The 23,521-nt window shown below is 68.4% G+C and carries 22 protein-coding genes and 1 tRNA gene; 12 read left to right on the top strand and 11 right to left on the bottom strand.

The features are described 5' to 3' along the window. Nucleotides 1-9: 9 nt before the first annotated feature. The 3 genes from ACWFR4_RS23435 to ACWFR4_RS23425 form a co-directional block, all read right to left on the bottom strand. Nucleotides 10-546 carry a hypothetical protein gene (locus tag ACWFR4_RS23435; RefSeq protein WP_453654305.1) on the bottom strand — a complete coding sequence of 179 codons (537 nt, stop codon included), beginning with the start codon at nucleotides 544-546 and terminating at the stop codon, nucleotides 10-12. Further along, a complete protein-coding gene (locus tag ACWFR4_RS23430; protein WP_453654303.1) occupies nucleotides 543-2,615 on the bottom strand; it encodes a hypothetical protein in 2,073 nt (690 codons plus the stop codon). Before ACWFR4_RS23430 ends, ACWFR4_RS23435 begins: the two co-directional genes overlap by 4 nt. A gap of 64 nt (nucleotides 2,616-2,679) precedes the next feature. Continuing rightward, on the bottom strand, nucleotides 2,680-3,036 hold the full coding sequence (locus tag ACWFR4_RS23425; protein ID WP_453463989.1) for a hypothetical protein: 357 nt from the start codon (nucleotides 3,034-3,036) through the stop codon (nucleotides 2,680-2,682). 476 nt (nucleotides 3,037-3,512) lie between these two features. On the opposite strand from ACWFR4_RS23425, the gene ACWFR4_RS23420 reads away from it, so the two are divergent. The 3 genes from ACWFR4_RS23420 to ACWFR4_RS23410 are packed head-to-tail and all read left to right on the top strand — an operon-like array spanning nucleotide 3,513 to nucleotide 6,833. Beyond that, complete coding sequence (locus ACWFR4_RS23420) at nucleotides 3,513-3,968, top strand: hypothetical protein (RefSeq protein WP_453464035.1); 456 nt, start codon at nucleotides 3,513-3,515, stop codon at nucleotides 3,966-3,968. 46 nt (nucleotides 3,969-4,014) lie between these two features. Next, the gene (locus ACWFR4_RS23415; RefSeq protein WP_453654301.1) at nucleotides 4,015-6,174 is read left to right on the top strand and encodes a hypothetical protein; all 2,160 of its coding nucleotides are present in this window, start codon (nucleotides 4,015-4,017) and stop codon (nucleotides 6,172-6,174) included. Between the two features lie 17 nt (nucleotides 6,175-6,191). Then, entirely contained in the window at nucleotides 6,192-6,833 is a 642-nt protein-coding gene (locus ACWFR4_RS23410) for a hypothetical protein (RefSeq protein ID WP_453463994.1), read from the top strand. Between the two features lie 147 nt (nucleotides 6,834-6,980). Here ACWFR4_RS23410 and ACWFR4_RS23405 read toward each other — a convergent pair. Then, nucleotides 6,981-7,052: transfer RNA gene (locus ACWFR4_RS23405), tRNA-Cys, on the bottom strand. A 192-nt stretch (nucleotides 7,053-7,244) separates the two neighbouring features. Here ACWFR4_RS23405 and ACWFR4_RS23400 point away from each other — a divergent pair. The 4 genes from ACWFR4_RS23400 to ACWFR4_RS23385 all read left to right on the top strand — a co-directional run bounded on the left by ACWFR4_RS23400 (nucleotide 7,245) and on the right by ACWFR4_RS23385 (nucleotide 12,897). Beyond that, a complete protein-coding gene (locus tag ACWFR4_RS23400; RefSeq protein ID WP_453463997.1) occupies nucleotides 7,245-8,762 on the top strand; it encodes an MFS transporter in 1,518 nt (505 codons plus the stop codon). A gap of 307 nt (nucleotides 8,763-9,069) precedes the next feature. After that, a complete protein-coding gene (locus tag ACWFR4_RS23395) occupies nucleotides 9,070-10,875 on the top strand; it encodes a DEAD/DEAH box helicase (protein ID WP_453464000.1) in 1,806 nt (601 codons plus the stop codon). 363 nt (nucleotides 10,876-11,238) lie between these two features. After that, complete coding sequence (locus ACWFR4_RS23390; protein ID WP_266671017.1) at nucleotides 11,239-11,880, top strand: IclR family transcriptional regulator; 642 nt, start codon at nucleotides 11,239-11,241, stop codon at nucleotides 11,878-11,880. 219 nt (nucleotides 11,881-12,099) lie between these two features. Further along, entirely contained in the window at nucleotides 12,100-12,897 is a 798-nt protein-coding gene (locus ACWFR4_RS23385; RefSeq protein ID WP_453464003.1) for a S16 family serine protease, read from the top strand. 13 nt (nucleotides 12,898-12,910) lie between these two features. Here ACWFR4_RS23385 and ACWFR4_RS23380 read toward each other — a convergent pair whose 3' ends face one another. From ACWFR4_RS23380 to ACWFR4_RS23360, 5 genes are all read right to left on the bottom strand, one after another. Continuing rightward, entirely contained in the window at nucleotides 12,911-13,879 is a 969-nt protein-coding gene (locus ACWFR4_RS23380) for a glycine betaine ABC transporter substrate-binding protein (protein WP_453654299.1), read from the bottom strand. Beyond that, nucleotides 13,876-14,739, bottom strand: coding sequence for an ABC transporter permease (locus ACWFR4_RS23375; protein WP_453464009.1), 864 nt, complete (start codon nucleotides 14,737-14,739; stop codon nucleotides 13,876-13,878). Before ACWFR4_RS23375 ends, ACWFR4_RS23380 begins: the two co-directional genes overlap by 4 nt. Then, entirely contained in the window at nucleotides 14,736-15,953 is a 1,218-nt protein-coding gene (locus tag ACWFR4_RS23370) for a betaine/proline/choline family ABC transporter ATP-binding protein (protein WP_453464038.1), read from the bottom strand. Before ACWFR4_RS23370 ends, ACWFR4_RS23375 begins: the two co-directional genes overlap by 4 nt. 79 nt (nucleotides 15,954-16,032) lie before the next feature. Then, nucleotides 16,033-16,680 (bottom strand): ABC transporter permease, encoded by a 648-nt coding sequence (locus ACWFR4_RS23365; protein WP_453464012.1) that lies wholly within the window; start codon nucleotides 16,678-16,680, stop codon nucleotides 16,033-16,035. A 131-nt stretch (nucleotides 16,681-16,811) separates the two neighbouring features. Next, nucleotides 16,812-17,282, bottom strand: coding sequence for an Lrp/AsnC family transcriptional regulator (locus ACWFR4_RS23360; protein WP_453464015.1), 471 nt, complete (start codon nucleotides 17,280-17,282; stop codon nucleotides 16,812-16,814). A 122-nt stretch (nucleotides 17,283-17,404) separates the two neighbouring features. On the opposite strand from ACWFR4_RS23360, the gene hppD reads away from it, so the two are divergent. Genes hppD through nthA form a run of 4 tightly spaced genes read left to right on the top strand, consistent with a single transcriptional unit; the run spans nucleotide 17,405 to nucleotide 19,721 of the window. Next, the gene (gene hppD / locus ACWFR4_RS23355; protein ID WP_453464018.1) at nucleotides 17,405-18,559 is read left to right on the top strand and encodes a 4-hydroxyphenylpyruvate dioxygenase; all 1,155 of its coding nucleotides are present in this window, start codon (nucleotides 17,405-17,407) and stop codon (nucleotides 18,557-18,559) included. 22 nt (nucleotides 18,560-18,581) lie between these two features. Next, complete coding sequence (locus ACWFR4_RS23350; RefSeq protein WP_116512741.1) at nucleotides 18,582-18,866, top strand: SH3-like domain-containing protein; 285 nt, start codon at nucleotides 18,582-18,584, stop codon at nucleotides 18,864-18,866. Continuing rightward, nucleotides 18,859-19,134 carry an SH3-like domain-containing protein gene (locus ACWFR4_RS23345; RefSeq protein WP_100593959.1) on the top strand — a complete coding sequence of 92 codons (276 nt, stop codon included), beginning with the start codon at nucleotides 18,859-18,861 and terminating at the stop codon, nucleotides 19,132-19,134. The genes ACWFR4_RS23350 and ACWFR4_RS23345 overlap by 8 nt, the downstream gene beginning before the upstream one ends. Further along, entirely contained in the window at nucleotides 19,134-19,721 is a 588-nt protein-coding gene (gene nthA / locus ACWFR4_RS23340) for a nitrile hydratase subunit alpha (protein WP_453464020.1), read from the top strand. Before ACWFR4_RS23345 ends, nthA begins: the two co-directional genes overlap by 1 nt. A 26-nt stretch (nucleotides 19,722-19,747) precedes the next feature. Here nthA and ACWFR4_RS23335 read toward each other — a convergent pair whose 3' ends face one another. Further along, complete coding sequence (locus ACWFR4_RS23335) at nucleotides 19,748-21,415, bottom strand: tetratricopeptide repeat protein (RefSeq protein ID WP_453654297.1); 1,668 nt, start codon at nucleotides 21,413-21,415, stop codon at nucleotides 19,748-19,750. Nucleotides 21,416-21,523: 108 nt separating this feature from the next. Between ACWFR4_RS23335 and ACWFR4_RS23330 the strand changes: the two genes are divergently transcribed. After that, complete coding sequence (locus tag ACWFR4_RS23330; RefSeq protein ID WP_453464026.1) at nucleotides 21,524-22,894, top strand: FAD-binding oxidoreductase; 1,371 nt, start codon at nucleotides 21,524-21,526, stop codon at nucleotides 22,892-22,894. 52 nt (nucleotides 22,895-22,946) lie between these two features. Here the strand turns inward: ACWFR4_RS23330 and ACWFR4_RS23325 are convergent, their stop codons facing one another. After that, nucleotides 22,947-23,426: an SsgA family sporulation/cell division regulator gene (locus ACWFR4_RS23325; protein ID WP_453464029.1), complete on the bottom strand. Its 480-nt coding sequence runs from the start codon at nucleotides 23,424-23,426 to the stop codon at nucleotides 22,947-22,949. Nucleotides 23,427-23,521 lie beyond the last annotated feature (95 nt).

Here is a 23,521-nt window from a genome sequence, read left to right as displayed (position 1 = left end):
GCTCGCTCGTCAGGGGTGAGTGCAGCCCACGGCTTTCATGGTGGCGGGCATGTAGGCGCGCATGAATTGCTCGATGTCCCTTCTGAGGCGTGGCACACCGTCTCGGTGGTTCAGTTTGAGGGCCAGCGTGAAGTGATTGTTCGGCTTCGTCTGGCAGCGAGTGGTTGCGATCGCGCCGTCATCGCCGAGTGCGGCGTTGTCCGCCAGTTGCATCTGGACCGGATCCTGCAGGCCCGTGACGTTTTCGTTGGGAGAGGCCGACTTCATCGGGTCCACGGTGTCCGAGTGCCACGCAAATTTTAAGCGCAGAGATTCTTTTTTCCCGACTCGAACAATGCACCAGTTGGTCTCTCTATCGCCCCAGCCTGCGGTGTGCCATTCGCTGACTTTGCCGGTAGCCCTCAGCAGTGGTTCGGTGAGGTTCTGGTCCACACGCGTGCCGCAGATGGATTCGGGGATTTCGGGATTCTGAGGGCTGCAAGCGGGCAGTGCAAGACCTGAGAGCACAGCAAGTGTCAGCAGTCCGATCGGCGTTCGGTTGATCATTTTTCCTTCTCCCCAGAAGCACCCCGGCCCCGTTCGAAGCCGGCATATGCGGCTTCATCGATAGCCTCCTGTGCCGCGATGGCGGATCCACCGTGGGGCCCGTGGACCTTTTGCCACTCATTTGCGAGGGCCATGAGTTGCCTGTTCCGCTTGGTGTAGTCGGCGACGTTTTCTTCGGCTGCCTTGTCATCGAGCTTCTTCTGCTCGTCGGCGAGCCATCGCTCGGTCACGTAATCCACTCCTGATTGAACCTCGTCACCGGCCACGGGGAGGTAGCCGATAGCTTGATCGACGACCCACTTGTGCTCGAATTCCGCCACTTTGGGATCTCCCGCGGCGTTGGCGCGCGCCTGCTCGAGAAAACCCGCTGTCCGTCCGGCGTGAGTAAGCGAATCCTCTGGGTGCTTCTGGTTTGGGTCGTGAATGTCCGCGACCATGAAGTGGTTTACCCCACTGTTGAGCGCCGCATACGAATCCTGGTCCTTGGATACCTGTTTCACGACCTCGTAGAGCTGGTCCTGCTCCAGCGGTGCCTCATTCATGTCGATTGCGCCGGCCGCCGCATGCACCGTATCCCCGTGATTCACCAGAATCTTTGCCATGGGCTCCCGGAGTGACGGTGGGAACTTGTCGCCTTCCTCTGCCAGGTACTTCAGGGAGGACTTGAATACCTTGTTGTTGTCGGTGGAGTGGTCGACGTACTTCGCGTTCGGGTCCGATGGGTCCAGGCCCGTTGCCCCCGCCTGGAGTGCCGCCGCGAAGCCTGCGTGGGTGTCCTTGTCCAGCGACGGGGTGTAGACCGTCGCCTTTGCCGCCTCGTCCGTGTGCAGCGTGTTCTTCCAGTCGCGGTCGTGCGTCAGGTACTTCATGCGGTCGTCGTCATTGAGGTAATGCGCCGCCGTGGCCGGCTCGTGGCTCATGATTCCGAGCACGCCGTCGACCGGGTCGTTGGCGAACCAGCCGTTCCGTTTTCCGCTGTATTCGCCCTTGAGGTCCCAGATTTCCGGGTTCTTCTTCTCCGCCTTGATCATGTCGTCGCCGAGGTCCTCGAGGAAGTCGCTTCCGTACCCGTCACCGTGCTGCATGAGCGTGACCAGCGACTGGTACCCGTGGACCTTGTCCAGCCTGGTTTCCTGGAAATCGGTCTCGTAGCGCGCGACTCCCGCCTTCCGCATTTCCGTCCGCCAGTTCTTGTACCACTTGGAGTGGGGGTTCCTGGTGGCCGTCGCGAGGGAGTTGGCGAGGCCGGTTTCGATGGAGCTGTAGTCGGCCGCGTGCCGGGGGTCGGTCACGTGGGCGAGGTCGCCGAGGTTGTTGGTCAGGCGGATCGTGCCGCTCGGGCCCAGGCTGTCCAGGACGGTGCGGCTGAATCCCGGATCGCGGCTGTTGTCGCGGAACGAGCGTTGGAGTTCGGCGAGTTGGTGAGGCGTGAGCCGTTCGCCGGTGGCGAGTTTGCGGGCGGATTCCTTTGCCACGTCCGCCTCGTATTGTTCGATGTCGCCCTTGGCGCGGGCGTTGAAGCCGTTTCCCGTACCGTCGGTGAGGTTGGAATCGAAGACGGCGGCGCCGAGCGCGATCTCGACGCCCGTGTCGGCGTCCCCCACCGCACGCACTGCCTTGTCGATACGCGCCTGCCAGGATTCGATCGCCCGGTGAATTTCGGCCCGGCTTGCGGGGTCGTGCATCGCGGAGCCCGACTCGCTCGCCGCCGCGCGCTCCTCGTCGTACGCCACCACTCCCCGGTCCGAGACCTTTATGCCGGCCTCGACGGCTTCCTGGCGTTCGGATTTGAGATGGCCGCGCAACGTGGTGAACTGCGCGTGAGCGTCCCGGAGAAGCGAGGCGATCGCTGTAGCTTCCGTCTGGGCGCTCTGGAATTCGTGGAGCGTGACGTCGAAGCGCTTGCCGGCCGCGTCGGCGCTCAGACCGGTCCAGGTCGAGGGGGACGGCGGGCCGGGCGTGATGCCGTGCACGTCCCGCTTGTAGTCCGTCTCCCGCTTTCCGAATTCCTTCGCCATCCCGTCCCAGCGATCGGCCGCGGTGGTGAGCGTGGCGAGGTCAGTGGTCATGATCTCGTGGTACGTGGGCATGGGTCGGTCCTCGTGCGTCGGTCGGGGTTGGGCCGTACGGCGGTCAGTAACGGTCGAGCGATGACGTCGTCCGGACCTGCGCCCCTACGCCGAAGTCCGTGCCCTGGAGGAGCGCGGTGGTGGCGCGCAGTGAGACCTTCTCCGAACTCAGCCTGTTCATAAGGGACTTCACCTGATCCCCCCAGGCCTTGTGCGCCTTCTTCAGGGATGACGACGTGACCCAGCCGTGCCCGTCCTTCGCGTCGAACGCCCGGACGGCGGCGCCCGTGTCCTCGTCCGCCCACTCGCCCGAGCGGCGCGTGTCGGGCTCGATGTGGTTCTCGATCTCCCGTGCCGCGGCGCGCTTCCGCGCGGGCGACGAAGCGAGGTTCTGCTGCCCCTGGGCAGGTCCGATGACCATGATGCTGATGTCCTCCCCGTGTGTGTACTCACATCCCCGCGCAACCCAACTCCCTTGAGTCGAGGCGGGATTCTGGGCAACGAGGACCGGACGCACTGGTCACCCCACGTGCGGGTGATCAATGCCGCAGGCCAGTAGTGGGAGGGGTGGAGGGCCGTCCGTCTCGGGTGACGCTGTCCGTGCGGCTTGACGGGGCGGCGAGGCGATGGTGGGCGCGGTCACCTTGCGAGGGACGGCTTGCCAGTCGGGCGGTGGATGAAGCTGCGCAAATGCAACGCCGGCAACGGAATTCGATGGCCGTAAAGCCCGCATTTAGTAGGGCATTTCGCGGCTCGCGTGGCCCGCAATCCGGCTCGCGCGTGTGAGCAAGTTGCACCCATCTTCATCCTGTTCACTTCAGCCCCATACGGGTTGCTAACGTGCATGAAGCGAAGGCGTTCCTTGGATCGACCAACGTACGGGGAAGGGCTCAGCCCATGGCATGGGACGAGTGGGAACAACTCAAGGCTCAATCTGCGGACCGGCAGTCCGCGAAGATGCAGCTCAACCAGCTTCCCGCCGAAGGCGGTGGGGGCGGATCGTCCGACGCTGATCTTGTCGTCCATGACGATCAGTTGGGCAAGCTGGGAAACATGGCGTACGACCTGCGCGAGAAGTTTCGTGTGGACAGTGACTTCGCAAGACCGAGCACATTCACGGCGTCGGTCGACCTCTTCAACGACGGGCTCGACATGGGTTCGGCGCTGCTTGAGCTCCACGACGCGTGGAACACGCAGACGCAGACATTGAAGGAGGCGTGCGCCCACATCTCGAACCACCTGGACTTCACGCGCGCCCAGCACGCGAAGGACGAGGTCCACATCCAGACCGGAATGAAGGATGCGGCCGGTCACCTGATGACGGTGTCGAGAATCAACGACTACATAAAGTGACCGACGCTGCGCGGCATTTCGCGGCGAGAGTCCACGGGGGCATGGCATGGCGGAGAAGACGATGACCGCGCAGGAACTCAGCAACCTGCGCCTCGGCACGCTGGACACCGCGGTTTCGGACTGGGAGACCATGTCCAAACGACTGGACACTCTCTCCACCGGTGGTCACGGCGAAGTGAGCGCCAAGGACCTGGAGACGAAGGCGAACGAAGCGGATTGGAAGGGTGTCAACGCGACGGTGTCGCGGGAGTTCGTCACCAAAACGGCCGTCGAGTTCCAGGACGTGGCAGGGGAAGCGGCAAGTGTCCTCGGGATTCTGAAGGACGCCGGCGCCGCGTTCAAACAGCACAAGACGGATCTGCGGACGGCGGAGAGCGACCTCGCCAAACGGAACCTCCACGTCGACGCCAAGGGTGGCGTCGTTCGGCAGGAGGCTTCCGGAGCGGCCGGTGTCGGTGGCATCCACGCCACCGACGAGGAGATCGAGGTCGCGCAGCACCGGATCACTCGCATCCTGTGGGAGGCATCCGAGACCGATCGGATCGCGGCGCGCGCACTGCGCAAACTCGCCAAGAGTAAGTACGACTTCACAGGCGACGGCCCTCAGGGCCTCAAGGAAGCCGACGCCCGGCAGGGCAAAGAGGACGCCGAGTACTGGGCGAAGCGCATCAAGGAGGGGGACGTCAAGGATTGGAGCGACGCGGATCTGCGGCGCTACAACGAAACCCTCAAGAATCAGCGCGACAATCCCGGGTTCACCGAGACGTTCGCGACCACGCTCGGTGCGGATGGCACGTTGCAGTTCTGGCGCGACCTGGCCGCGCCGCCCGGTGGGGCCGTCGACGGCGACCGGGCGAAGATCCTCGCCGACGTGCAGGACAACCTCAGCATGTCGCTCGCCAACGCCACCCAGAGTGACAGTCCCGCCATGGAAACCTGGAAGCGGGAGGTCATCGCTGCCGGTGACAAGCCGTTCCCGATCCAGGGCCTGCCCATGGGGCCGAACGGCTTCCAGGTCATGAGCAGCCTGATGGGCAAAGGGAAGTTCGACGGCGACTTCATGCACGACTACGGCAACGCGATGCTCAAGTACGAGCGCGAGTACCCGGGCGACCCCAAGGTGGCCTGGCGGGACTCCACGAACCTCAATTACCCGCCGACCGACGAGCCGAACGACCCTGTCGCCGGCTTCATGGAAGGGCTTGGCCACAACCCCGAGGCATCCCTGAAGTTCTTCGACGACTCGACGACGGCTGACGGGAAGAAGCTCGACAACTGGGACTACCTGGTGGCCAAGGGCGACGGCGCCCGCGAGTGGCCGCTGGGCGACGACGGCAAGCCGATCGGGCACGATGCGCTCGGGCATGCGCTGGAATCGGCGACGATCGGGGTGCCGTACGGATCTGATGCGACGCCGCCCAAGCACTCGGCGGAGAGCGCGGAACTGGTCAACAGGATTGTTCAGGAATTCGGGACCAACCCTGAACAGCTCGATGATTCGCCCATGAGCGACAGCTTCGGCAACATCACAGCGGAGTACATGCGCGACGTTCAGGATGGATTGAACGGCGAAGGTGAAATTGCGACATATGGGAGCAATGCGAATCTCGAGGCCCTTGCAGACGACGGCACCCTGAAGCGCTTCTTGGGGGAGGTAGGCAAGGACCCGGATGCGTACGGTGCGATCATCAATTCCCAGCAGGCGGTCAGCACGGAACTCATCAATGGCGCCTTCCATGACCGAGATATGTTGGGGGATCAACTGATGTTCGAGGTGAACAATCGGGTGTCTCCAGGTGCAGAGATCGCTGGGATCATGGCCGACTCTCGAACGCAAGCGGTGTACGACCAAAAGATCGCCGAAGACGCCGAGTTCAACAAGGGCGTGGTGACCGCGGACAAGTGGGCTGGGCGTGCCATCGACACCGGGCTCGCGCGGTTCCCCGTTGCCGGGGATGCCGCAGGGTGGGTGATCGGGGATATCCGCGAGTCGGTTGTTGAGCACTACACCCGCGACTCGAGTGGGGAGGCTCAGGTGGAACGGGACAAATTCCTGGCGACTCAGCGTTCCGGCTCGGCATCCGCCGTCTATGACGCGACATATACGGCGGCCACGGAGGCAGGTGTCAGCGATATTCAGGCAAAGAGCATGGCCACCACTGCGTCCGAGAAGGTGAAGGACAGCTACGGTCAGGGCCAGCAGTAGGCGGCAGGGAAGGTCTCATGCAAGACATTGCTTCAGAGCCGGGGCGTAGAAGCTGGCGCAAGGGTGTTGTTGTTTCTGTTGCGTTGATCGTGGCACTCCTGGCTGGGTTCGGCGTCTGGAAGTTCTGGCTGTCCGACGACCCGCTCGTTGCGGTGCCCGACCGCGTGTGTTCGCGGTCTCTGCCCGGTGATTCGCTCCGGCCGCTGCTGCCGGAGCGAGGGAAAGCCTTCGAGGAGTACGCGTTCGACTTCTCGCTGCGCGGAGCGCTGTCAGCGCCCGGTAAATGTGTTCTCTCGGGTGGCGGAAAGTCGGTTCACATTGGCTACTACATGGTCTTTTGGCCCGACGGTTACAGGAAAGAAGATGTTGACCGGGACGCCAAGAAGCCGGGGAATCTTCCCGTCACTCTCGGGAAGGCCAAGGGGTATGTGGAGGGCCGCGCCGTCAAGCTCTTTGTGGACTGCCCCAGCGTCAACGGGCATGACGGCCTGCTTCAGGTAACCGCCAGTCTGGGCGGCGAGAGCGGGAAGTTGAAGGATCGGCCCACCATGGCGAGAGTCGCGGCACTGGCAGCGGACAGCGCGCGAGCCCTGGGGCAGCGGGTGGAGGGCTGTGACAGCGCGACTCGCCTCCCCGATGGGGTGCCGAGCATCGGCTGACGCAGTGTGGCGGGCGGGCCGTCGCCCGGGCCTCGCCGGAATGCCTTAGGGGTGGCCCACCAATCGTGGGCCACCCCTAAGGCTGTGGTTCAACGCTGAAGGGGCGCCCCGCCGAAGTGGGGCGCCCCTTCATGAGCGTGCTGGTCGAGGCCGTGACCGGAATCGAACCGGTGTGCTTCGCTTTGCAGGCGAATCCCTAAACCACTCGGGCACACGGCCGAACTGAGTTCGGAACAAGTTCCGTTGAACTCGATGTCTCGACGGTATGGCCCCTGGGTCGCCGCGCCAAGAGGGGCGCGTGGGTCGCAATGTGACTGCCATACGGCGTTCATGGTCGTACGACCAAGGGACCAGGGGAACGGGGACCACCGACAGGGGTCAAGTGGTGTCGTGCCCCTTACTCTGAAGCTCATGACCGCCTTGGAACCGTCCGGTGACGCCGATGTCGCCCGCGGTATCGCCTCCGATACCCCCGCCGAACTCGCTGCTGACAGCGCTGCCGATAGCGCTGCCGACGTCAGGACCGGTGAAGGAGTGCTCGGGCGGGGCTATCGAGCCCTCAGCGTCGGCATCGTCTCCGTCGTCCTGTTGATCGCCTTCGAGGCCACCGCCGTCGGGACGGCGATGCCCGTCGCCGCGCGTGAGCTGGACGGGGTGTCGCTGTACGCGTTCGCGTTCTCCGGATACTTCACGACGAGTCTGTTCGGGATGGTGTTCTCGGGACAGTGGGCGGACCGGCGCGGTCCGCTCGGGCCCTTGGGCGCGGGGATCGCGGCGTTCGCGGTGGGGCTGCTGCTCGCCGGGACCGCCGGGTCGATGTGGATGTTCATCGCCGGGCGGGCCGTGCAGGGGCTCGGGGGCGGGCTCGTCATCGTGGCGTTGTACGTCGTCGTCAGCCGCGCCTACCCGGAGCGGTTGCGGCCCGCGATCATGGCGGCTTTCGCGGCGAGCTGGGTCGTCCCGTCCGTGGTCGGGCCGCTCGCGTCGGGGGCCGTGACCGAGCATCTCGGGTGGCGGTGGGTGTTCATCGGGATCCCGGTGCTCGTCGTGTTCCCGCTGGCGCTCGCGCTGCCGCAGATCCGGCGGCGCGCGTCGGGGCCCGCTGAGGGCGCGGCGCGCGGAGCCGCCGACGGCCGTCGCATCCGGCTCGCCCTAGGGATCTCGCTCGGGGCCGGACTGCTCCAGTACGCCGCCCAGGACCTGCGGTGGATCTCGCTCCTGCCCGGTGCGGTGGGCGTGGCCCTGCTCGTGCCGGCCGTGCTCGGGCTGTTGCCCCGCGGGACGTACCGGGCGGCGCGCGGGCTGCCGTCGGTGGTGTTGCTGCGGGGTATCGCGGCCGGGTCCTTCATCGCGGCCGAGTCGTTCGTGCCGCTGATGCTGGTCACGCAGCGCGGGCTCTCGCCGATGATGGCCGGGCTCTCGCTCGCGGTGGGCGGGGCCACCTGGGCGTTCGGGTCGTTCCTGCAGTCGCGGCCGCGCTTCGAGCCGTATCGGGAGCGGCTGATGGCGGGCGGGATGGTGCTGGTGACGGCGGCCGTCGCGACGGCGCCGAGCGTGCTGATCCAGGCCGTACCGGTGTGGATCGTCGCCGTGGCGTGGGGCTTCGGGTGCCTGGGGATGGGGCTGGTCATCTCGTCGACGAGCGTGCTGCTGCTGGAGCTGTCGGCGCCCGAGGAGGCGGGGGCCAACTCGGCCGCCCTCCAGATCTCGGACGGACTGTCCAATGTCGTGCTGCTGGCCATCGGAGGGGCGGCCTTCGCCGCGCTCGGGGGCGGTGCGGTGGGCTCCGCCCACGAGGTGGCCTCGGGCGGCGGCGGATCCCATCCGGCCGCCTTCGTCGCGGTGTTCCTGCCGATGGCGGCGGTCGCCCTGGTGGGGACCTGGGTGGCTACGCGCGTGAGGTCGGCGCCCCGGCCTCCGGCCCACTGAAGCCGGGGGCCTGAAACCGGGCGCCTGAAGCCGGGCGGACACCCGTCCGGACGCGCCCCGTACGGAACCCGGACGCGCTCCGTGCGGCACCCGAACGCGCTGCGTGAGACGGACTGTGAAACGGACTGTGAAACGGGTCGCATCGCGCGGCGCCCCGGTGCTGTTCCCCCGCTGACCCGACCGCCCCACCGGTAGGGTGGCCCGGTTGTCGTACGTACCTCCAGCGTCAAAGTGCGTACCCCCAGCGTCAGAAGCCTGCGTCAGTACTCCGCAGCCCGCGCCCGTACCTGCGTCAAAACCGGAGACCGTGACTACCACCGCCGCCACCGCCTCTTCCGCCTCCTCCCACCACCTCTCACCCGCCTTCCCCGGCCGCGCCCCCTGGGGCACCGCGGGCAAGCTGCGTGCCTGGCAGCAAGGGGCCATGGAGAGGTACCTGCAGGAGCAGCCGCGCGACTTTCTCGCCGTCGCCACCCCGGGCGCCGGCAAGACGACGTTCGCGCTGACCCTCGCGTCCTGGCTGCTGCACCACCATGTCGTGCAGCAGGTGACCGTGGTCGCGCCGACCGAGCACCTGAAGAAGCAGTGGGCCGAGGCCGCCGCGCGCATAGGGATCAAGCTGGACCCGGAGTACAGCGCGGGGCCGCTCAACAAGGAGTACCAGGGCGTCGCCGTCACGTACGCGGGTGTGGGCGTGCGGCCGATGCTGCACCGCAACCGCAGCGAGCAGCGCAAGACCCTCGTCATCCTCGACGAGATCCACCACGCCGGTGACAGCAAGTCGTGGGGCGAGGCGTGCCTGGAGGCCTTCGAGCCGGCCACCCGCCGGCTCGCCCTCACCGGTACGCCGTTCCGCTCCGACACCAACCCCATCCCCTTCGTCCAGTACGAAGAGGGCAAGGACGGCATCCGGCGCTCCTCCGCCGACTACACGTACGGCTACGGCAGCGCGCTCGGCGACGGCGTCGTGCGGCCCGTCATCTTCCTCTCCTACAGCGGCAACATGCGGTGGCGCACGAAGGCCGGTGACGAGATCGCCGCCCGGCTCGGCGAACCCATGACCAAGGACGCCATCAGCCAGGCCTGGCGCACGGCCCTCGACGCGCGCGGCGAGTGGATGCCGAGCGTGCTGCGCGCCGCCGACCAGCGGCTCACCGAGGTCCGCAAGGGCATCCCGGACGCCGGCGGTCTGGTCATCGCCGCCGACCAGGACTCCGCCCGCGCCTACGCCAAGCTGATCCGGGAGATCACCGGCACGAAGCCCACCACCGTCCTCTCCGACGACACCGGCGCGTCGAAGCGGATCGACGACTTCTCGGCGAGCAACGACCGCTGGATGGTCGCCGTCCGCATGGTGTCCGAGGGCGTCGACGTGCCCCGGCTCGCCGTGGGCGTCTACGCGACGACGATCTCGACCCCGCTCTTCTTCGCGCAGGCCGTGGGCCGTTTCGTACGTTCACGGCGGCGCGGCGAGACCGCGTCCGTCTTCCTGCCCACCGTCCCCGACCTCCTCGGCTTCGCCAACGAGATGGAGGTCGAGCGCGACCACGTGCTCGACAAGCCGAAGAAGGACGGGGAGGAGGACCCCTACGCCGAGTCCGAGGCGGAGATGGACGAGGCGAACAAGCAGGAGGACGAGGACACGGGGGAGCAGGAGCAGTTCTCCTTCGAGGCGCTCGAGTCCGAGGCCACGTTCGACCGGGTCCTCTACGACGGCGCCGAGTTCGGCATGCAGGCCCACCCGGGGAGCGAGGAGGAGCAGGACTACCTCGGCATTCCCGGGCTCCTCGAACCCGACCAGGTGCAGATGCTGCTCCAGAAGCGGCAGGCCCGGCAGATCGCGCACAGCAAGAAGAAGCCCGACAGCGAGGCGGATCTCCTTGAGATGCCGGCCGAGCGGCGGCCCGTCGTCTCGCACAAGGAGCTCCTCGAACTCCGTAAGTCGCTGAACACAATGGTCGGGGCGTACGTACATCAGAGCGGCAAGCCGCACGGCGTCATCCACACCGAGCTGCGTCGGGTGTGCGGGGGGCCGCCGAGCGCGGAGGCCACGGCCGGGCAGTTGCGGCAGCGCATCGCGAAGGTCCAGGAGTGGGCCACCCGGATGAAGTGACATCCCCTCGCGCCGCGCCGGACCGGCGCGCCGGGAATCGTGTGCGCTACGTGCAGAGGTGGTGCACGCTCCGTTGATCGCGCTCCCCGTAACGGGGCAATCGGTACAGGTCAGGATAGTTACTGCCCGGATTCTGGACGGAGTCTTCCGCTGAGCGGGACGACCTCGCTACATTCCCGGCAACGCACACGCCCCGTGGCAGAGCCGCCGCGGAGCGCAGCCGGTGCGCCATGCGCCTCCGCCCGGGACCATCCGAACCGGGTCGATTGCCGACCGGCGGCCTCTGACGCGCGTCGCCCACGGGACCGGCGTCGCAACCGCCGCGGAGGGGGCCGCCGCCTTCACCACTAAGGAGTGGGCGTCGTGACCGCGGAGACCTCCCAGACGCTCGACCGAGGACTGCGTGTCCTCAAGCTGCTCGCCGACACCGACCACGGACTGACGGTCACCGAGCTGTCCAACAAGCTCGGCGTGAACCGCACCGTCGTGTACCGCCTGCTCGCCACGCTCGAACAGCACGCCCTGGTCCGACGCGACCTCGGAGGCCGGGCGCGGGTGGGGCTCGGCGTGCTGCGCCTGGGCCGCCAGGTGCATCCGCTGGTACGGGAGGCTGCGCTGCCGGCGCTGCGATCTCTTGCCGAGGACATCGGGGCCACCGCCCATCTGACGTTGGTCGACGGCTCGGAAGCGCTCGCCGTGGCCGTCGTCGAGCCGACCTGGACGGACTATCACGTCGCGTACCGGGCCGGGTTCCGGCATCCGCTCGACCGGGGGGCCGCGGGGCGGGCGATACTCGCCGCGCGGCAGGGGCTTGTGCCCGAGCCCGGTTACACGCTGACCCATGGGGAGCTCGAGGCCGGTGCCTGTGGCGCTGCGGCGCCGTTGGTGGGGGTGACCGGGCTCGAGGGGAGTGTGGGGGTTGTGATGCTTTCCGATTCTGTGCCTGAGCGGGTGGGGCCGCGGGTTCTTGATGCGGCGCGGGAAGTGGCCGACGCGTTGCGCTAGCGCGCTGCCTGACCGGTTATTTGTGCGGGGCATCAGCGCTGGTGTTTGTGCGGGGTATCAGTGGCGGGCGTTCTGCGCAGTTCCCCGCGCCCCTTGAGGGGTCCGTTTTCGTCTGCGGGTTCGTGTGGGTTGGTTGCGCAGTTCCCCGCACCCCTTGAGTAACCGGTGGGGTGCCCCCGCCACAGTGGTCGCGCCTGTTCCTCGCGTTAGATTGGGCTCGTGCTTCTCTCTCGGATTTCTCGGCCCAGGGCCCTTGCCGTTTGTGCTCTGCCTGTGGTGGCTCTGCTTGCCGTGGCGGGGTTTGCGCCGCTGCCGTTCGCCATCGCGCAGCCCGGGCCGACCACCGACGTGCTCGGGGATTCGAAGGGGAACCCCGTCATCGAGATCTCCGGGGCGCCCACCCGCGACACCTCGGGGAAGCTGCGCATGGTGACGATCGTGGCTACGGGGCCCGACGCGGAGGTGAGTCTGGGCGATGTCGTCGACAGCTGGTTCCGTACGGACCGTGCGGTCATGCCCCGCGACTCCGTATACCCGGCGGGCGACTCCACCAAGGAGATCGAGCAGCACAACCTCGGTGAGATGAAGAAGTCGCAGGACTCCGCGACCGGGGCCGCGCTCGGCTATCTGGGCAAGGACCCGAAGGACGTGCACGTGAACCTGCAGCTCGCTGACGTCGGCGGGCCGAGCGCGGGGCTCTTCTTCTCCCTCGGCATCGTCGACAAGCTGGACGGCAACGGCAGCGGCGGCGACCTCACGGGCGGCCGTTCCATCGCCGGTACGGGCACCATCACCCCCGGCGGGAAGGTCGGCGCGGTCGGCGGGGTCTCGCTCAAGACGCAGGCGGCCTGGCGGGACGGAGCGAAGGTGTTCCTGGTGCCGAGGGCGGAGTGCGGCGACGCCAAGGCCGAGTTGCCCAAGGGCATGCGGCTGATCCCCGTGACGACGCTGCGGGGCGCGGTCTCCGCGCTGACGGCCCTGGACAAGGGCGACGCGAGCAAGGTCCCCGGCTGTTAGACCCAGGGCTGGCTCACTCCGTGACGAACCCCTCCTTCACCAGCCAGTCCTTCGCCACGTCGTGCGGGTCCTGGCCGTCGACGTCGACCTTCGCGTTCAGCTCCTGCGCGACCGTGTTGTTGAGCTTCTTCGTGATCGGCTCGATGACCTTCGCCATCGCCGGATACTTCTCCAGGGACTTGGTGTTCATCGCCGGGGCCGCGTTGTAGTTCGGGAAGAAGTGCTTGTCGTCCGCCATCACCCTGAGATTCATCGCCCTGATGCGGCCGTCGGTCGTGAAGACCTCGCCGAACGTGCACGTGCCCTTCGCGGCCTGCGTGTAGATGATCCCGGTGTCCATCTGCGTGATGTTCGCGGTCGGGATGTTCATGCCGTACGCCTTCTCCATGCCCGGCAGCCCGTCCGCGCGGTTGGCGAACTCGCTCTCCACGCACAGCGTTACGGCCTTGGGGTTCTTCTTGGCGAGCGCGGCCACGTCCGAGAGGGTCTTCGTGCCGTACTTCTTGAAGTTGGCCTCGTTCATGGCCAGCGCGTACGTGTTGTTGAGCGCGGACGGCGGCAGCCAGGTGATGCCGTTCTTGAGGTCGGCGTCGTGGACGGCCTGCCACTGCTTCTGTGGGTCGGGGATGGGGTGGGAGTTGCCCAGGTAAGTGATCCAGGCCGTGCCCGTGTACTCGTACATCCCGTCCGCGTCACCGTTCTTGATGGCCTCGCGGGCGCCGATGGAGCCCTGGATGCCGGTGCGGTCGAGGACCTCGGCGCCGGCCGCCTTGAAGGCGATGCCCATCATGGCGCCGAGGATCAGCTGTTCGGTGAACTCCTTCGATGTGACGGTGATGTTGGCGCCCTTGAGCGGTTCGCCCTGGCCGACCGAGCCCGGCTTCACGTCGTCGACCATCGGGCTGCCGCTGGTCAGTCCGCAGCCTGCGAGCAAGGACGCCGTGAGGCCCGCTGCTGCCGCCGCGCGGTAGGTACGCCTCATGTCCGGACCTCCAACCCGCGGGGCCGCAACAGGAGTTCGACCAGTGACGCCAGCCAGTCCACGAGCAGGGCCAGCGAGACCGTCAGGACAGAGCCGAGCACCAGGATGGGCATGCGCTGGGTGGTGATGCCGGTGGTGATGAGGACGCCGAGTCCGCCACCGCCGCCGAACGTGGCGAGGGTCGCCGTGCCGACGTTCAGGACGAGTGCCGTGCGCACGCCCGCGAGGATCAGGGGTACGGCCAGCGGCAGTTCGACCTTGGTGAGGACGCCGACCGGTGACATGCCGATGCCGCGCGCCGATTCGAGGAGTGTCGGGTCGTTCGCCTTCAGGCCCGCGATGGTGTTGGAGAGCACGGGCAGGATCGCGTAGATGATGATGCCGATCAGGGCCGACCGACGGCCGATGCCCAGCCAGATCACCAGCAGGGCGAGCAGGCCGATCGCGGGGGTGGCCTGGCCCATGTTGGCGAAGGCGAGGGCGACCGGGGTCGCCTTGCGGAACATCTTGCGGGTCAGCAGGATGCCCAGGGGGATCGCGATGATCAGCACGAAGAACGTGGAGACCACCGTCAGGTAGATGTGCTGCTTGAGCAGCTTCCACACCTGACCGCCCACGATGGCGTTCTCGGAGATCGTGTCCAGGGAGGCCTGCTGGAACCAGAGCCAGGTGGCGAGGAGCACGGCCGCGACCACGGCCGGCAGGAACGTGAGCTTCTGCCAGGAGATCCGGCGCTTCTCGCGGGCCGGCGGCGGGGGCGGCGCCTCCTGCTCGGCCTCGCCTTCGTCGCGGAAGGCGACGCCCTTTACCTCGTGCTCGCCCTCGGGCCGTTTGTCCGCGGGTGACTTGGGGGTGTTCACGCCTTCGGTCCCCCCTCGCCTTCCTGCTCCTGGTGGGTCTGCTGGGCCCGCAGCTCCTCCAGCTCGTGCTGGTGTTCCACGGCCTCGAGCCGGTCGGCGTCCAGGAGTTCGTGCACGGAGTTCATCAGCGTCTCCATGTCGACGACGCCCTCGTACTCGCCGCGCCGCCCGGTGACCGCGACGCGTCCCGCGTTGTCGATCAGGACCGCTTCGAGCGCGTCGCGCAGGGTGGCGTCCCGGGTCACCGTGTCGTGCACGAGGGTGCCCGCGCGGGCCAGTGACCCCTTGGCGCGCATCAGGTCGCCGCGCCGCAGCCACTTGTAGGGGCGGCGCTTCTTGTCGAGCAGGAGCAGTTCGTTGGTGCCCGCGTCGCGCAGCTTGTCGAAGATGGTCTGGAGGGGGTCGTCGACCTGCACCGTCGGGTAGTCGGTGACCTCCACGTCCCGTACGCGGGTGAGGTTGAGGCGCTTGAGGGCGGCGCCCGCGCCGACGAAGCCGGACACGAAGTCGTCGACGGGGTTGGTGAGGATGGCCTCGGGGGTGTCGAACTGGGCGATGTGCGAGCGCTCGCGCAGGACCACGATGCGGTCGCCGATCTTGATCGCCTCGTCGAAGTCGTGGGTGACGAACACGATCGTCTTGTGCAGCTCGCGCTGGAGCCGGATCAGCTCGTCCTGGAGGTGGTCGCGGGTGATCGGGTCGACGGCGCCGAACGGCTCGTCCATCAGGAGTACGGGCGGGTCGGCCGCCAACGCCCGTGCCACACCCACGCGTTGCTGCTGACCTCCGGAGAGCTGGCGTGGATAGCGGCCGCGGAACTCGCCCGGATCGAGGCCGACCAGGTCCAGCATCTCCTCGACGCGGGACTTGATCTTCGACTTGGGCCAGCCGACCATCTTCGGCACGAGGGCGATGTTCTGGGCGACCGTCATGTGCGGGAAGAGGCCCGAGGACTGGATCGCGTAGCCGACCTTGCGGCGGAGCTTCACCGGGTCCATGTCCGTGACGTCCTCGCCACCGATCTTGATACGGCCGCTGGTCGGCTCGATGAGCCGGTTGATCATCTTGAGGAGGGTGGTCTTGCCGCCGCCCGAGGGTCCTACGAAGATGACGGTCTCGCCCGCCTTGATCTCCAGGCTGACGTTGTCGACGGCCGGGGCGGCGGACCCCGGGTAGCGCTTGGTGAGGTTCTCCAGCTCGATCGTCGCCCCCATCGTGGAGGCGGGCTGCCCCGCGCCGGCGTCGGCGGTGGCGGTCGCCGTGGCGGCGGACGCGGGGGTCGCGGGCACGGAATCAGACACGGATCCCCCTCGGGATGGTCATGCGGCCGATGAGGACGTACGCGGCGTCGAAGAGGAGCGCGAGGATGATGATGCCGATCGTGCCCGCGAGGACCTGGTTGAGCGCGTTCTTGCTGCCCAGGGACGCGATGCCGCGGAAGATCTCGTTACCGAGGCCGGGGCCGGACGCGTAGGCGGCGATGGCGGCGATGCCCATCAGCATCTGGGTGGAGACCCGGATCCCGGTGAGGATCGGCGGCCAGGCCAGCGGCAGCTCCACCTTGGCGAGCCGGGCGATGCGGGACATGCCGATGCCCTGCGCCGCGTCGATGAGGGAGGGGTCCACGCCCCGCAGGCCCACGATCGAGTTCCGCACGATCGGCAGCAGCCCGTACAGGGTCAGCGAGATGACGGTCGGCGGGACGCCGAGGCCGACGATCGGGATCAGCAGACCGATCATGGCGAGCGAGGGGATCGTCAGGATGGTCGAGGTCGCCAAGGTGGCGAAGTTGCCCGCCCACTCGCTGCGGTAGGTGAGGACGCCGATGAGGACGCCGGCGAGGGTCGCGACGACCATGCATTGGAAGACGAGGCTGGCCTGCTGATAGGCATCCGCCAGCAGCTGCTGATGGCGGGTGCTGATGTACTCCCAGAAGTTCACGGGCCTCACCTCCTCGCGCCGGGCTGACGTCCGGCCGGCTTCAGCCGGTGGTCCGGGGTTGTCCCCGGGAAGACACAGCGCCGGCACTCACCTCGTCCGGGCGGACTCCGCGAGCGTCGAGGACGGGCGCGTCAGGAATCTGACGAGGCCTGCTCCACGAGCGGGATGATCCGCAGCGGAACGGGGTTCTCCATGACGATCGCGGTGGAAGCCCGGACGATGCCATCAAAACCCACGACCCGGTCGATCACCCGCTGGAGATCGGCGTTCGAGCGGGCCACGAGGCGGCACAGCATGTCGCCGCTGCCGGTCGTCGTGTGGAGTTCGAGGACCTCGGGGACGGTCGTCAAGTGAGCCCTGACGTCGGGGCCTTGGCCCTGCCGGATCTGGAGCGTGGCGAACGCCGTGACCGGATAGCCGAGGGCCGCCGGGTCGACCTGAGGCCCGAAGCCGCGGATGACTCCGTTCGACTGAAGCCGGTCGAGGCGCGCCTGCACGGTGCCGCGCGCGACCCCCAGGCGCCGGGACGCCTCAAGGACCCCGATCCGGGGCTCGCGCGCGAGCAGCAGGATCAGCTGCCCGTCCAGATGATCGATCGCCATACGGGCCTCCGTGGTGGTCATCCTGTACAGATCGCTCGCCCATATTGGCGATCCACTGAGCAGATTGACCACCAGGATCACAAACTATTGCGCACCTTGTGGTTCGGAGAGAGTCTCGGGCCATGGCAGCTACTTCTGCGCACACCCAGCCCACTCCCGACACCGCGCGCGAGGCCGACCCCTTCCCGGTGAAGGGAATGGACGCGGTCGTCTTCGCCGTGGGCAACGCCAAACAGGCCGCCCACTACTACTCGACCGCCTTCGGCATGAAGCTCGTGGCCTACTCGGGCCCGGAGAACGGCAGCCGCGAGACGGCCTCCTACGTGCTCACGAACGGCTCCGCCCGCTTCGTGTTCACCTCCGTCATCAAGGTCTCCACCGACTGGGGCCACTTCCTCGCCGACCATGTGGCCGAGCACGGCGACGGCGTCGTCGACCTCGCCATCGAGGTCCCGGACGCCCGCGCCGCGTACGCGTACGCCGTCGAGCACGGCGCCCGCGGCATCACCGAGCCGTACGAGTCCAAGGACGAGTTCGGCATCGTCGTGCGGGCCGCGATCGCCACGTACGGCAAGACCCGACACACGCTCGTCGAGCGCACCGGGTACGACGGCCCGTACCTGCCCGGCTTCGCCGCGGCCGACCCGATCGTCGAGCCGCCGGCCAAGCGCACCTTCCAGGCCGTCGACCACTGCGTCGGCAACGTCGAGCTCGGCAAGATGAACGAGTGGGTCGGCTTCTACAACAAGGTCATGGGCTTCACGAACATGAAGGAGTTCGTGGGCGACGACATCGCGACCGAGTACAGCGCGCTGATGTCGAAGGTCGTCGCGGACGGCACGCTCAAGGTCAAGTTCCCGATCAACGAGCCGGCCATCGCCAAGAAGAAGTCCCAGATCGACGAGTACCTGGAGTTCTACGGCGGCGCCGGCGTCCAGCACATCGCGCTCGCCACGAACGACATCGTCGCGTCCGTACGGACCATGCGGGCCGCGGGCGTCCAGTTCCTGGACACCCCCGACTCGTACTACGACACCCTCGGCGAGTGGGCCGGCGAGACGCGCGTGCCCGTAGAGACGCTGCGCGAGCTGAAGATCCTCGTCGACCGGGACGAGGACGGCTACCTGCTGCAGATCTTCACCAAGCCGGTCCAGGACCGGCCGACCGTCTTCTTCGAGATGATCGAGCGGCACGGCTCGATGGGCTTCGGAAAGGGCAACTTCAAGGCGCTCTTCGAGGCGATCGAGCGCGAACAGGAGAAGCGCGGCAATCTGTAGGGACCGCGTCTAGGCTGGTCTTATGGCCAGGATCAACGACGTGGGCGGCATGACAGGGTTCGGCGCCATCGACACCACCGACGACGCCGAGCCCTTTCACGCGGACTGGGAGGCGCGCGTCTTCGCCCTCCAGCGCGCGCTCCTCGTCAAAGGGGTCTTCAACCTCGACGAGTTCAGGGACGCCATCGAGACGATGCCGCCGGGCGAGTACCTCGCGGCCTCGTACTACGAGCGCTGGTTCCACGCGATCCGCACGCTCCTCGAACGCAAGGGCGTCATCGAGGAAGGGGCGCTGCGCGATGACTGACCGGTTCGCGGCCGGCGCCCACGTCCGCACGTACCCGCACGACCCGCCGCACCACACGCGCCTGCCGCGGTACGCCCGCGGCAAGCGCGGCGTCGTGGTCGAGCCGGAGGGGCGGGCACCGCTCGCCGACGTGCGCGCGCAGGGTCGGGACGACGCCCCCGTCGAGATGATCTACGCGGTCCGGTTCGCGGCACGCGAGCTGTGGGGTGAGGGCGACCACCACGTCGTACTCGACCTGTCGGAGAGCTATCTGAGGGAGGCCGAGTGATGTCCGGTACGCATGAGGACGCGGTGATCTCCCGTCAAGTTCGGCGCCTGGAAAGCCTGTTGGAGGAACAGGGCATCGTCGGGGGTGACACCGTCGACGAGGTCATCGACGGGTTCCTGGCGGGCGCCTCGCCCGTGAACGGCGCGAAGGTCGTGGCCCGCGCGTGGACCGACCCGGCCTACCGCGAGCGGCTCCTCGCCGACGGCACCTCGGCGGTGGGTGAACTGGGCTTCGCCGCCGGGGGAGTTCAGAAGCAGCGGCTGCGCGTCGTCGAGAACACCGCCGGCACGCACAACGTCATCGTCTGCACGCTGTGCTCCTGCTATCCACTGCGCCTGCTCGGGCCCTCGCCCGGCTGGTACAAGAGCGAGGCGTACCGCTCCCGCGTCGTGCGGGACCCGCGCGGCGTCCTCGCCGAGTTCGGCGTGACGCTCCCGGAGTCCGTGGACATCACGGTCTGGGACTCCAGCGCGGAGACGCGGTACATGGTCCTGCCCAGGCGCCCCGCGGGAACGGACCGCCTGAGCGAGGAAGAACTGGCATCCCTGATCACGCGCAACGGGCTCATCGGGACGGGTGTGCTCTAGGGGGCCGGGGTCCCGGGTTCCGGGGGCTACGCGACGGGGGACCTGGGCGTCTGAGGGGCCTGCCGGGGCGACGGCTTGGCCGGGGCCGGAGGCGCGGCCGGCGGGGCCGCGGACTTGGGCGGCGCGACGGGTGGGGTCGGGTGGGCCGCGGGGCTTTCGTTCGCCGGGCGCCGGGATTCGGGGCGCGCGGGGGCCGAGTACGGGGGCGCCGTGTGGGGCCCCGACGCCGGTGCCGAGTTCGCCTCCGTCCCCCGCACCTTGTCGAGCTTGCCGGCCGACGGCTCGCCCAGCGTGGCCAGCGCCTCCTTCGCGAGCGGGGACAGGAGCGGCGAGAACGCCGGGTTGATGCGCAGGGCCTCGCCGATGTGCCGGCGGGCGGGCCCGTCCAGCCGCAACCTCCGTTCCACTTCGCCCCGGTGGTAGGCGACCAGTGCGCTGCGCAGACCGCCTCCGTGCTCCGGGTCCGTCGCGCGCTTCGCGTACTTCAGCGCCTCCTTGTCGTCGCCCGCCTTGTGCAGCGCCCAGCCCAGCGCGTCCGCGGTCTGCACGCTCGGCGCCTGCTTCCATTCGGCCCGCAGCCGGGTCACGGCCGCCCGCGGGTCGCCGTGGTCCGCCTCGAACCGGCCGAGGACGAGCGTGTCGTCGACCCCGTTCGCCACGTCCGCATCGACCCGCTTCCGCAGCAGTTCGTACTGCACCTTCGCCGCGCCGCCGAGCCCGATCGACTCGTACAACTCGCCCAGTTCCAGGGCGTATTCGGGCTGCGGTTGCTCGGTGAGCGCGCTCCGGTAGGCCTGGAGCGCCTCCGGCGTACGGCCGAGCGAGGTCAGGGCACGGCCCTTCCCGGCGAGCGACGCGTAGTGGTCGGGGTCGGCCGCGAGGGCCTGGGTGAAGTAGTTCAGCGCCTTCGCGGGCTCGCCCCGCTCCCACGCCAGCTCGCCCAACCGGTGCAGGCTCGCGGCCTGCTCGGACGGCGTCGAGGCGAGCTCCACCGCTTCGGTGAGTGCCACGGCCGCGTCCTCGCGCCAGCCGCGGTCGCGGTAGACCTGACCCTCCCGCGCCATCACGGCCGCCCCCGTGCGCAGCTCTGTCAGCGCGTCCAGGGCCCTGTCCACGGCCTTGTAGTCCCCGAGCCGCCCGTACGTCTCGATCAGCAGCGGATACGTCGTCCAGCGCTTCGGCGCCAGCTTCAGCGACGCCTCGCCCCATTTCTTCGCGGTGCGGTAGTCGTGCCGCGCGTTGGCGAGCGCGGCGAGCCCGTTCAGGGCGTCCACGTTCCCGGCGGGCCGCGTCTTGAGAGAGGCCCGCAGGGCGCGCTCCGCCTTCGGGTAGTACGTCGGGTCCGCCGTCCGCAGCCCGCGCTCCACGTAGGCGGCCCCGAGCACCGCCCACGACCGGTCGTCACGCGGATGGACCCGCAGATGCGCCTCGCGCTCCCTGATGAGGGCGGTCAGATCGGGCAGTGACGCGGCGGCCCCCGCGGCCGCCGCGACCATCGCGCGGCCGGCGGACCCCTGCGCGGGCGGCGCGGCGCGCTCCGACGAGGAGGGCAGCACCGGCAGGACGCCGCCGAGCACCACGAGCCCCGCGAGGGTGCTGACCATCACGCCCTTCGCCAGCGGGGACAGCCGGCGCCCCGGCTCGGGAACAGTGGCCGGAGCCTGCTGTTCCACTTCGATCTCCTCGGTCTTCATGACGCACACTGTGCGTCAATACGAAGACCACATCACGGCAACATCCCGGCAGGTGAAGGCCGCCGCAGACGGGTTCACACCGATGGCCCCGAGTGCGAGGCTGTGATCATGAGCCGCACACTCGTCGAACGACTTCAGGAAGGCCTGCCGGCCGGGGCGGTCCTCACCGACCCCGACGTCACGGCCTCGTACGCCCATGACATGGCCAGCTTCTGCGACGCGGGAGCGCCGGCCGTCGTGGTGCTGCCCCGCACCGTCGAACAGGTCCAGCACGTGATGCGCACGGCCACGGAGCTACGCGTCCCCGTCGTCCCGCAGGGTGCCCGCACGGGCCTCTCGGGCGCGGCGAACGCGTCCGAGGGCTGCATCGTGCTGTCCCTGGTCAAGATGGACCGCATCCTGGAGATCAACACCGTCGACAGGATCGCGGTCGTCGAGCCGGGCGTCATCAACGCCACGCTCTCCCGCGCCGTCAACGAGAAGGGCCTCTACTACCCGCCGGACCCGTCCAGTTGGGAAATGTGCACCATCGGCGGGAACATCGGCACGGCATCGGGCGGCCTGTGCTGCGTGAAGTACGGGGTGACGGCGGAGTACGTCCTCGGGCTCGACGTCGTCCTCGCCGACGGCCGGCTCCTGTCCACGGGTCGCCGCACGGCCAAGGGCGTCGCGGGCTACGACCTCACGCGCCTGTTCGTCGGCTCCGAGGGCAGCCTCGGCATCGTCGTACGGGCCACACTCGCGCTCAAGCCCGAGCCGCCGCAGCAGCTGGTCCTGGCCGCCGAATTCGCCTCCACGGACGCCGCCTGCGACGCGGTCTGCAAGATCATGGAGGGCGGTCACGTCCCGTCGCTGCTCGAACTCATGGACCGTACGACCGTGAAGGCCGTCAACGCGATGGCGAACATGGGGCTCCCCGAGACCACCGAGGCGCTGCTCCTCGCGGCCTTCGACACCCTCGATCCGGCCGCCGACCTCGCCGCCGTCGGCGCCCTGTGCGAGGCCGCGGGCGCGACCCAGGTCGTCCCCGCCGAGGACGCCGCCGAGTCCGAACTCCTGCTCCAGGCCCGGCGCCTCTCGCTCACCGCGCTCGAAGCGGTCAAGGGCACGACGATGATCGACGACGTGTGCGTGCCGCGCTCGAGGCTCGCCGAGATGCTCACCGGCGTCGACCGTATCGCCGAGAAGTACGGCCTCACGATCGGCGTCTGCTGCCACGCGGGGGACGGCAACACGCACCCCACCGTCTGCTTCGACGCCCAGGACGCCGACGAGGGCCGGCGAGCCCGCGAGTCCTTCGACGAGATCATGGCGCTCGGTCTCGAACTCGGCGGGACCATCACCGGCGAACACGGCGTCGGCGTACTCAAGAAGGAGTGGCTGGCGCGCGAGCTCGGCCCGGTCGGCATCGAGATGCAGCGCGCCGTCAAGGCGGCCTTCGACCCGCTCGGCCTGCTCAACCCGGGCAAACTCTTCTGACGCCCGCCGCTCCTGGTCGGTCGGCCCGCATCCACCCCCGTGGGACGCGCGCTCACTCACCGTCCTGGGACTCGTCCGAGGGCCACGGGTCGCGCAGCCACAGGTCGTCGACGCGGCCCGGGGTGGGAGCGAGCAGCTCGGCGAGGCCGTCGTCGATGCCGAGCCGCTCGGACTCAGAGCCCGGAGGGACCACCCGCAGTGTCCGCTCCAGCCAGGCGGACACGGCGGCGGTGGGCGCCTCCAGGAGCGCGTCGCCGTCCGGTGAACTCAGCGCCATGAGGACGACGCTGCGGCGGTCGACCTTCGTCGGCCACACGCGCACGTCCCCGTGCCCGCACGGCCGGAACACCCCCTCCACGAGCAGCTCGCGCGCGAACGTCCAGTTGACCGGGTGCTCGGAGCCGATGTGAAAGGCGATGTGGACGGCGTACGGATCGTCGGTGCGGTAGGTGAGCCGGGCAGGGACAGGGATGCTGCGTTCGGGCGACAGGACGAGCCTCAGCTCGAGTTCGCGTTCCACCACGGTGTGCATGTCGTGCGCTTCCTCTCCTCGTACGGGTCGTGCGGGGCCCGCGAGAGCGGGCCCGTGCAAGGAGAGAGGGCGAAGGGCGCGGAGCATTACGCGAG

Source organism: Streptomyces sp. NPDC055140 (genome assembly GCF_053607285.1).
The sequence above is the reverse complement of the archived record's forward strand: the minus strand, read 5'-3'. Positions and strand labels throughout refer to the sequence as shown.